The sequence below is a fragment of the Acidocella sp. genome, from assembly GCF_027352905.1.
Classification (GTDB): Bacteria; Pseudomonadota; Alphaproteobacteria; order Acetobacterales; family Acetobacteraceae; genus Acidocella.
Map to the genome: position 1 here is coordinate 56,418 of NZ_DAIEIF010000019.1, position 9,546 is coordinate 65,963.

General features: G+C 69.7%; 10 protein-coding genes. 1 reads left to right on the forward strand and 9 read right to left on the reverse strand.

Features of this window, described 5'->3' with window-relative positions:
* Positions 1-3: 3 nt before the first annotated feature.
* From M7H45_RS03055 to M7H45_RS03070, 4 genes are all read right to left on the reverse strand, one after another.
* Positions 4-492, reverse strand: a complete 489-nt coding sequence (locus tag M7H45_RS03055) for a DUF1178 family protein (RefSeq protein ID WP_298214591.1) — start codon at positions 490-492, stop codon at positions 4-6.
* Complete coding sequence (grxC, locus tag M7H45_RS03060) at positions 489-749, reverse strand: glutaredoxin 3 (RefSeq protein ID WP_298214593.1); 261 nt, start codon at positions 747-749, stop codon at positions 489-491. Before grxC ends, M7H45_RS03055 begins: the two co-directional genes overlap by 4 nt.
* 62 nt (positions 750-811) lie before the next feature.
* A complete protein-coding gene (locus tag M7H45_RS03065; RefSeq protein WP_298214596.1) occupies positions 812-1,351 on the reverse strand; it encodes a ComF family protein in 540 nt (179 codons plus the stop codon).
* Positions 1,270-1,533, reverse strand: a complete 264-nt coding sequence (locus M7H45_RS03070; RefSeq protein ID WP_298214598.1) for a double zinc ribbon domain-containing protein — start codon at positions 1,531-1,533, stop codon at positions 1,270-1,272. Before M7H45_RS03070 ends, M7H45_RS03065 begins: the two co-directional genes overlap by 82 nt.
* On the opposite strand from M7H45_RS03070, the gene M7H45_RS03075 reads away from it, so the two are divergent.
* Positions 1,532-2,311: a methyltransferase domain-containing protein gene (locus M7H45_RS03075; protein WP_298214600.1), complete on the forward strand. Its 780-nt coding sequence runs from the start codon at positions 1,532-1,534 to the stop codon at positions 2,309-2,311. The two genes, M7H45_RS03070 and M7H45_RS03075, sit on opposite strands and share 2 nt — an antisense overlap.
* Here the strand turns inward: M7H45_RS03075 and radC are convergent.
* From radC to M7H45_RS03100, 5 genes are all read right to left on the reverse strand, one after another.
* Positions 2,306-3,019, reverse strand: a complete 714-nt coding sequence (gene radC, locus M7H45_RS03080) for a DNA repair protein RadC (protein ID WP_298214602.1) — start codon at positions 3,017-3,019, stop codon at positions 2,306-2,308. The two genes, M7H45_RS03075 and radC, sit on opposite strands and share 6 nt — an antisense overlap.
* Before the next feature lie 105 nt (positions 3,020-3,124).
* A complete protein-coding gene (locus M7H45_RS03085; protein ID WP_298214604.1) occupies positions 3,125-6,193 on the reverse strand; it encodes an efflux RND transporter permease subunit in 3,069 nt (1,022 codons plus the stop codon).
* Positions 6,194-6,200: 7 nt separating this feature from the next.
* Positions 6,201-7,349, reverse strand: a complete 1,149-nt coding sequence (locus M7H45_RS03090) for an efflux RND transporter periplasmic adaptor subunit (protein WP_298214606.1) — start codon at positions 7,347-7,349, stop codon at positions 6,201-6,203.
* The gene (locus M7H45_RS03095) at positions 7,346-8,833 is read right to left on the reverse strand and encodes an efflux transporter outer membrane subunit (RefSeq protein WP_298214607.1); all 1,488 of its coding nucleotides are present in this window, start codon (positions 8,831-8,833) and stop codon (positions 7,346-7,348) included. The genes M7H45_RS03090 and M7H45_RS03095 overlap by 4 nt, the downstream gene beginning before the upstream one ends.
* A 36-nt stretch (positions 8,834-8,869) precedes the next feature.
* Positions 8,870-9,546 (reverse strand): DMT family transporter (locus M7H45_RS03100; protein WP_298214609.1); only part of this gene is annotated, 677 nt, incomplete at its 5' end.

Here is a 9,546-nt window from a genome sequence, read left to right on the forward strand (position 1 = left end):
GGGTCAGCTATCGTTGCGCGGCACCCAGGGGATGCGGGCGAAGGCGATGCCGTCCTCGGCCAGGCCCTCGGCCTCCTCCGGGGAGCTTTCGCCGTAAATGCCGCGGGCCGGCGCCTCGCCATAATGGATGCGCCGCGCCTCCTCGGCGAAATCCGCGCCGACATAGTCGCAATTCTTCTCCACCTCTTCGCGCAAGGCGCGCAGCGCCGTCCGCACGGCGTCGGGCATCGCCCCGCCCGCCGCCTGGGCCAGGGCCGGCACCGCCGTGCGCGGCGGCGGGGTTTCGGGCGTCTCCGCGGCAGGCGGGGGGGAGGCGCGCCGCCCGCCCTTGCGGGGGATGGCGGGCGCCATCAGCGCGCGCGCCACCTGGGTGCCGCCGCAGGCCGGGCAGGTCACCAGCCCGGTCCGCGCCTGGGTCTCGAACCCCTCGCTGTTCTGGAACCAGCCGTCGAATTCATGCCCGGCGGCGCAGCGCAGCTGATAATGGATCATGGCCCCGCCAGCAGCGCGTCCAGCTTGCCCGCGCGTTCCAGCGTCAGCAAATCGTCGCTGCCGCCGATATGCCGCCCGCCGATGAAGATCTGCGGCACGGTGGTGCGGCCGCCCGAACGCTCTATCGCCTCCGCCCGGGCGGGGGAGCCCTGCGGAGCGCTGATTTCCTTGAAATTCGCCCCCTTCTCGCGCAGCAGCGCGAGAGCCCGTGCGCAATAGGGGCAATAGGGTTGGGTATAAACTTCAATATCCGCCATTCCTGTCCAATACCCAAGACGCCATCAAAAGCAAGGCGGCCAAAGCCCCGCATAAATCCGGCCTATTGCAGGCGCGGGTCAGCCACGCGCGCAACGGTGAGCACCTCCACCGCCACCGCCCCGGCGTCCCGCAGCGCCAGGGCGCATTGATGCGCCGTCGCGCCGATGGTCATCACGTCATCCACCAGCAGCACCCGCTTGCCGGCGAGCCGGGCGGCGGGATGGGCATGGATCGCGCCCGCGAGCTCGGCCTGGCGCTCGGCCATTCCCAGCCCCTCCAATTCCCGGGTGGGCCGCGCGCGGGTGAGCGCATCCAGCGCCAGGGGCCGCCCGGTGAGCCGGGCGAGGCCGATGGCGAGCTGCGCCGCCTGGTTGTAGCGCCGCCGCCGCAGCCGCGCGGGGTGCAGCGGCACCGGCACCAGCAGATCCGCGGCTTGCAGCATGGCCTCGCCGGGGCGGCGCATCAGCCGGGCCAGCCCCTGGGCCGCCTCGCTCTGGTCGCCATATTTCAAGGGCAGGATCATGCGACGGGCCGTGTCGTCATAGCGCAGCGCCGCGCGGGCCCGGTCATAGGCCGGGGCGAGGCGGCGCAGCACGCGCAAACGCCGCCCTCCAGCGCGAAGGGGAACGGCACGCCGCAGCGCTCGCAAAGCGGCGCGGTGATGAACTCGGCCTTGCTGAAACATTTGGCGCAGAATTGCCCCTCCGCCTCCACCGTCTCCGAGCAGGCGAGACAAGAGGGCGGCAGCACGCTATCCAAAATCCAGCGGAACAGGGGTTTCATGGTTCAGCCGATCTTCGATTTCAATGCGATGGTGAAACACCGGGAGCGGGCGGCGGCGCGGTTGGCCACGATCGCCCCGGTGCTGGCGGATCTCACGGAGCGGCTGCTCGGCCGGCTGGCCTACACCAGCCGCCGCTTCACCCGCGCGCTCGATTTCGGCGGGCGGGGCGCGGTCGCCCCGGCGCTCATCCGGCGCGGCCTGCTCGTGGATAGCGCCGATTTCTCTCCCGCCTTGGCGGCGGGGGCGGGCGGGAGGCCCCTCATTCTCCCCGGCCCGGACGATTTCGGGCTGGAAGCGGGGCGGTATGATCTCGTCATCGCTCCGTTCTCGCTGCATGGGCTGGATGATCTGCCGGGCGCGCTCATCCAGCTCCGCCGGGCGATGAAGCCGGAGGGGCTGCTGCTCGCCAGCCTGCCGGCGCTGGGCACGCTGCACGAGCTGCGCCTCGCCTTGCTGGAGGCCGAGGAGGAGCTGACCGGCAAGGTCAGCCCGCGCGTCTCGCCCTTTCCGGAATTGCGGGATTGCGCGGCGCTGCTCCAGCGCGCCGGCTTCGCCCTGCCGGTCGCGGATATCGAGGAGCTGGAGTTTCTGTACGCCAGCCCGCTCGCCTTGCTGCATGAGCTGCGGGACGCGGGCGAGACCAACGCTCTGGCCGGGCGCAGCCGGGTCATCCCCCCGCGCGCCCTCTTCGCCGCCGCCCTGGCGCGCATGCCCCGCCGGGAGGGGCGGCTGGCCGCGCGGCTGCGCATGGCGGTGCTCACCGGCTGGTCCTCATAACAGCCCCGCCTTGCGGAAGCTCACCCAGCGGCCATTCCCCACCACCACGTGGTCATGCAGCACCACGGAAAGAGCGCTGGCGGCGCGCTTGATCTCGCGGGTCATCACGATGTCCTCCTCGGAGGGGGAGGGGTCCCCGCTGGGGTGGTTATGGACGAGGATGATGGCGGTCGAGCCCAATTCGAGCGCCCGCTTCACCACCTCGCGCGGGTAGACGGGCGTGTGATTCACCGTGCCGGTGGCCTGGGGGCTATCGGCGAGCAGGCGGTTGCGGTTGTCGAGATAGAGAACGCGGAATTGCTCGACCTTCTCCCGCGCCAGCACCGCCTGGAGATATTCCATCAGGCGCTCCCAATTGCTGAGCACGGGGCGGTAGAGCACCTCCGCCTTGGCGAGGCGCTGGGCCGCCGCCTGCACCAGCTTCAGCGCCGCCACGCCCGCCTGGCCCAGCCCCTCCACCCCCAGCAACTCCGGCACCGGGGCGGAGATGGCGTTGGCATAGGAGCCGAATTTCGCGAGCAGCGCCCGGGCGATGGGCTTGGTGTCACGCCGGGGCAGGGCGAGAAACAGGGTCATCTCGATCAGCTCATGGTCGGCGAGCGCCTCCGGTCCGGCGGTGAGAAACCGCGCCCGCAGCCGGCCCCGGTGCCCCTCAACCCCCAGGGATTGCGGGGCGGGGCGGATCTCGGGCGACAACGCGTCCAGCATCGCCGCCTCCGCAAACCCCCCTGCCGCCTGACGTTTCTTCATGCCTGGTAAAAATAGCACAAAATTTCACGCATCATAAGAAATTTTTATACAAACCTAAACTATTTAAGCTTCATTATCGCCTTTTGCTTCGCCCGGAGCGTGTTCGCCACTCAACACCAGATAAACCGCCGGCACAACGAAAATGGTGAACAGCGTGCCGATGGCAAGCCCCCCCGCGATCACCATCCCCATGGCATAGCGCGAGGCCGCCCCCGCCCCGCTCGCGAAGATCAGCGGCAACACCCCCACCACCATCGCCGCCGTCGTCATCAAAATCGGGCGCAAACGGATATTGGCGGCGTATTCGATCGCGGCGCGCTTGCCCATGCCGCGCTGGCGCGCCTCGTTCGCCACCTCGGTCATCAGGATGCCATGCTTGGAGACCAGGCCCATCAGCGTCACCAGCCCGACCTCGGTGTAGATGTTGAGGCTCAGCCCGTAGAAGCCGACATAGATGAACACCATCGCCCCGGCGATGGACATCGGCACCGAGACGAGGATGATGAAGGGGTCGCGGAAGGAATTGAACAGGGCGGCGAGCGCCAGGAAAATGATGATCACCGCGAAGACGAAGGTGAAGATGAAGGCGCTGCTGGTCTGGACGAACTGGCGCATCGGCCCGCCATAATCTAGGCTGTCCTCGGGCCGCAGGGTCCGCCCGGCCAGGCCGCGCAGCGTGGCGAGCGCGTCCGCCTCCGCCACGCCGGGCGCCGCCACGCCCTGGATGGTGGCGGAATTCTGCTGCTGGAAGTGGTTGAGCGTCTCGGGGATCACGCTCTGCCGGATGGTGGCGATGGCGGCGAGCGGCACATTGATGCCATTGGCGGAGAGCACGTAATAATTTTCGAGATCGGCGACATTCAGCCGCGCCCGCCGCTCGGTCTGGGGGATCACCTTATAAGACCGGCCATCCAGATCGAAATAATTGACATAGCCGCCGCCCAGCGCCTGGCTCAGCGCCGCGCCCACATCGCTCATGCTCAGCCCCAGCGCCGCGGCCTTGTCGCGGTCCACCACCACCGTCGCCTGGGGCTGGTCGAGCTTGAGGTCGCTTTGCAGAAAGATGAATTTCCCGCTCTTCAGCGCCGCCGCCAGCAAGGCCTGGGATTCCGGGTAGAGCTGGCCGAAGCCGCCAGTGCTCTTGATAACGAACTGCACCGGCAGGCCGGACGCGCCGGGCAAGGCGGGGATGGGAAAGGCGACGACCTGCTGCCCCGCATCCACCTCGTTGGCGGTCTGCTGCATCAGGGTCTGCAACCGCGGCGCGGGCCGCCGCGTCCCCCAGGGCTTCAGCACCGCCCCCAATATGTTCGTCCCCGGCACGTCGATCTGGAAGGTGTCGCTCACATCCGGATAGGCGAGCAGCGCCGCGTTGAGATGCGTGTCCCACATTGCCCGCTGGCTGATGGTGGCATCCGGCGCCGAGGTGCTGGCGAGCAGCACCACGCCCTGATCCTCCTGCGGCGCCAGCTCTGCCGCGGCGCCCTGGACGAGAAAATAAATGCTGGCCAGCACCAGCGCGGCAAAGACGAGCGTGACCGGCAGCGTCTCCAGGCTCGCCTCCAACAGCCTCGTATAGGCGCGGTGCAGCCGGGCGAAGCCCGCGTCGATCGCGTTGATCAGCCGGCCCTCCCAATTCGGCTGGGCGCGGTCGATATGGCGGAGAAACCGCGCGCTCAGCATCGGCGTCAGGGTCAGCGCCACCACCGCCGAGATCGTCACCGCCCCCGCCAGGGTCAGGGCGAATTCGGTGAACAGCGCGCCGGTGAGGCCGGTTTGGAAGGCGATGGGCACATAGACCGCGATCAACACCACCGTCATCGCCACGATCGGCCCGCCCAGCTCCGCCGCCGCCATGCGCGCCGCCCGCGCCGGGCGCTCGCCGAGATCGAGATGGCGGTGGACGTTTTCCACCACGATGATCGCGTCATCCACCACCAGGCCGATCGCCAGCACCAGCGCCAGCAGGGTGAGCAGGTTGATGGAGAAGCCCAGCGCCGCCATCATCCCGAACGTGCCGATCAGCGAGAGCGGGATCGCCACCACCGGGATCAGCACCGAGCGGGGCGAGCCGAGAAAGGCGAACACCACCAGCGTGACGATCAGCAGCGCCTCCACCAGCGAGGCCGCCACCTCGCGGATGGAGGCGTGCACGAACACGGTGGAATCATAGACGACACGGCCTTCGAGCCCGGTCGGCAGATTGGCCTCGATCTGCGGCATGACCCGGCGGATGCCGCCGATGACGGCGAGCAGATTGGCCTGCGGCGCCACCTTGATGCCGATATAGACCCCCGCCTTGTTGTTGAAGGTCACGTGCTGCTCATAGCTGTCGGCGCCCAGCTCCACGCTCGCCACGTCCCGCAGGCGGATCAGCGCGCCGTTCTGCTGGCGCAGGATGAGCTGGCGGAATTCCTCCGGGCTGTGCAGGCCGGTGGTGGCGTCCAGGCTCACCTGCGTCATCGTCCCCTTGGTGTTGCCAAGGGCGGAGATGAAATCATTGGCCGCGAGGGCGTTCCACACATCGGTGGGGGTGAGGCCGAAGGAGGCGAGCTTGCGCGGGTCGAGCCAGATGCGCATCGCGTAATTCTGCCCGCCGAGAATCTCGGCCGTCTGCACCCCCGCCACCGCCTGCAATTGCGGCTGGACGACGCGGGTGATGTAGTCGGTGATCTGGTTGGCCCTCAGCGCCGTGCTGCGGAAGCCGATATACATGGCGTCCACCTCCTGGCCCACGGCCAGGGTGATCACCGGCTGCTGCGTGCCGGAGGGCAGCTGGTTGAGCACCGAGTTCACCCGCGCGGAAATCTCGCTCAGCGCCGCGTCCGGGTTGTGGTTCAGCACCAGGTTGACCGTGATGGTGGAGAGGCTGGTCTGGCTGGTGGAGGTCATGTAGTCGATCCCGCTCACCTGGGCGATGGCGTTTTCCAGCGGCGTGGTGACGAAACCGGCGATGGTGGCGGGAGCCGCGCCGGGATAGGTGGTGCTGACGGTGATGACCGCGTTCTCGGTCTGCGGGAATTGCTGCACCGGCAGGGTGAACACCGCGCGCAGCCCCAGCACCAGGATCAGCACCGAGACGGCGAGGGAGAGCACCGGCCGGGCGATGAACAGGTCGGTGAGGCGCTTCATCCCCGCCTCATTCGTTCGGCGGGCTGGGGCTGGCGTCGTTGGCGGGCTGCACCTCGTTATTGATGACCACCGCCGCGCCGTTATGCAGCTTCACCTGTCCGGCCGTCACCACCTCATCGCCGGGCCGCACCCCGGCCAGCACCTGCACCTGGTCGCCGCGCGTCGCCCCCAGCGTCACGAAGACCTGTTCCGCCACCAGCGCCGCGTGGCCCGCCGCATCCTTGCCCCGCCGCACCAGATAAACCGTGTCGCCATAAGAGCTGTAGGCGATGGCGGCTTGCGGCAGGGTGACGGCCCGGACCGGCGCGCCGCTCTCCACCGAGACGGCGGCGAACATGCCCGGGCGCAGCCTCAGGCCGGGATTGGGGAGCGTGGCCCGCACCGCGACGGAGCGGGTGGCGGCGTCCACCGTCGCGCCGATGGCGCTGATCCGCGCCGCAAACAGCGCGCCGGGATAGGCGTCGACCCCCAGATCCACGGCCTGTCCCGGCGCCAGAAGGGCGAGGGCCTGCTGGGGCAGATAAAAATCCACGAAAAGCGGGTCGAGCTGCTCCAGCGTCACGATCGCCGTGCCGGGCTGGAGATACTGGCCGAGATTGACCTGCCTGATGCCGAGCCGCCCGGCAAAGGGCGCGCGCACCACCTTCTCGGCCATCAGCGCCCGCTGCGCCGCCACCTGGGCAAGGGCGGAATCGAGATTGGCGCGGTCGGTATCCACCACCGCCTGGGAGACGGCCTCGGCGGCGAATTGCTTCTGGTCGCGCGCATAGGTGATGGCGTCGAGCCGGGCCGCCGCCTCCAGCTGGGCGAGCACGGCGGGGTCGTTATTGGGCCGCAGCGTCAGCAGCACCTGCCCCGCCCGCACATCCTTGCCGGATTCGAAGCCGATCGTATCGACGATCCCGCCGATCTCGGCGGAAAGCGGCGCGCCGTTGATGGCGGTGATGGTGCCGATGGATGAGAGGGTGGGCTGCCACAGGCTCGTCGCCGCCTCGATGGTGGCGACGCTCTGCACCTGGTTGGCGAAGCCCTTGAGAATATGGCCGATGATGAGGCTGCGCAGCACGCCCCATCCGATCAGCAGGGCCGCCGCCACCCCCAGCGCCGCCAGCATCACGGCCATGCGCCGCCCCGTTCCCGCCCCCTTGCCGCTCATGGAATCACTCCGCAACATGCCGAGGCGACATCCCGCCGGTGCCACCAGCCGCCCCCCAGCGCCTGGTAGAGCGCCGCCGTATCGGCGAGCCGCGCCGCCCGCGCCCGCACCGCCGCCATCACCGCGTTCTCATAGCTCGTCTCCGCCGTCAGCACGGCGGTGAAGGATTGCCCGCCCAGCCGGTATTGCGCCTCGGTGACGCCGAGGCTGCGCGCCGCCGCCTGGCGGGCGAGATCGGCGGCCTCCAGGGCGGCGGCGTCCTCCTGCAAGACGGCCAGCGCGTCCGCGACGTTCTGGAAGGCGGCGATGACGGTGGCTTGGTACTGCGCCCCCGCCGCGCGCAACGCCGCCAGCGCCGCCTGGCGCTGGGCGGTGAGCTGGCCGCCCTCGAACAGCGGCTGGGTGAGGCCCGCCACCAGAGTCCACAGCAAGGTCTGCGGCGTGAACAAGGTCGAGGTGGTCAGCGATTCATGCCCCAGCTGGGCGGAGAGGGTGATCTGGGGCAGGAGGTTGGCGTCCGCCACGCCGAGATTGGCCGAGGCCTCGTGCAGCTGCGCCGCCGCCGCGGCGATATCCGGCCGCTGCGCCACGATGGAGGAGGGCAGGCTCACGGGAATCTCCGCGGGCAGGGCCAGATCCTCCAGGCTGAACGCCTGGTCCTGGAAGGCGCCCGGATATTGCCCGGCATAGGCGGCCAGCTGGTCGCGCGCCCGGGCGAGCTGGGCGCGCAAGGGCGGCAGGGCCGCCTGCTGCTGGGCCAGCACCGCCTGCTGCTGCAGCGCCTGCGCCGCCGCCGCCCCGCCCAGGCTCACCTGCCGCGTCAAGATCGCCAGCAACCGCTCCTCGGCGGCGATGACCGCCTCCGTCGCCGCGATCTGCCCCGCCAGCGAGGCCTCGTTCACCGCCGCGGTGACGATGTTGGCGGTGAGGGTGAGATAGGCGGCCTCCAGCTGCCAGCGCTGATACTCGCTTTGCGCCGCCAGGCTCTCGATCTGCCGGCGCTGCCCGCCGAACTCATCCGGCGCGTAGGAGACCGAGAGCGAGGCGTTGTACAGCGTATAGGCGGGAATATCGGCGGCGCCGCCACCGCCAAAGGCGGCCAGCCCGGCGGCGGAGGGCTTGTCCCGCTGCGCCCCGGCGGAGAGCGCCAGGCTGGGCAGAAACCCGCCCGCCGCCGCGCGCAGGTTTTCCTCGGCCTGCCAGAGCGTCGCCTGGGCGGCGGCCAGGCTGGGGTTGTCGCGCAACGCCCCGCTGATCAGCGCGTTCAGCGCGGGCGAGCGGTAGAGCGTCCACCAATCCCCGGCGATATCCCCGCCCGTGACGAAACGCTGCGCCACGCCGCCCGCTGGCCGGGTGGCGGCGGGCAGGGGAAGCGGCGTCAGCGAGACATTCGGGGGCGGCGGATGATGATAATCCGGCCCCACGGCGCATCCCCCCAGACCCAGCGTCACCAGCGCCCATTCAAGACGGAGCCGGAACCTCATGGCCCGAGCTAGCCGCGTTTTTCTCCCGCCGTCAAATTATGGAACTTTGGTAATCTTTTTCCCCGCCCCTCGCGGGCGCGGCCGGGTGAGAACGGTGCCGCAGCTCGCCAGCGTCACGCAGGCCATGCCGGCCAGCTGCATCCCCCGCAAATGCTGGCCGAGGATCAGATAGCCCATCAGCGCCGCCGCCACCGGCTCCAGGCTCATGAAAATGCCGAACTGGCGCGGCTCCATCCGGCGCAGCGCCGCCATCTCCAGCCCGAAGGCGAGAATGGGCGAGAGCAGCGCGATCAGCGCCATGCCGATGGCGGCGAGCGGGGTGATCGCCCGCCAATGCGGCAGGATGCCGACGGGCAGGCCGATCACCGCCGCCACCGCCATAGAGAGGGCGAGCCCCTGCGACCGGGCGAAATCCCGCCCGACCCGCCGGGTCAGCAGAATATAGGCGGCCCAGAACAGGCCGGAGGCGAAGGCGAAGCCGATGCCGGGCAGGTCGGCGCGCGCCGCCTCCCCCGCCGTTAGCAGCCACACGCCGAGCGCGGCGCAGCCCGCCCAAACCAGGTCGAGCGCCCGGCGCGAGCCGGAGAGGGCGATGGCGAGGGGGCCGAGAAACTCGATGGACACCGCCTGACCCACCGGAATCCGCCCGACCGCGGCGAAGAAGCAGAAGGACATGCCCGCCGTGGCGGCCCCCAGCGCCGCCGCTGCCGCCA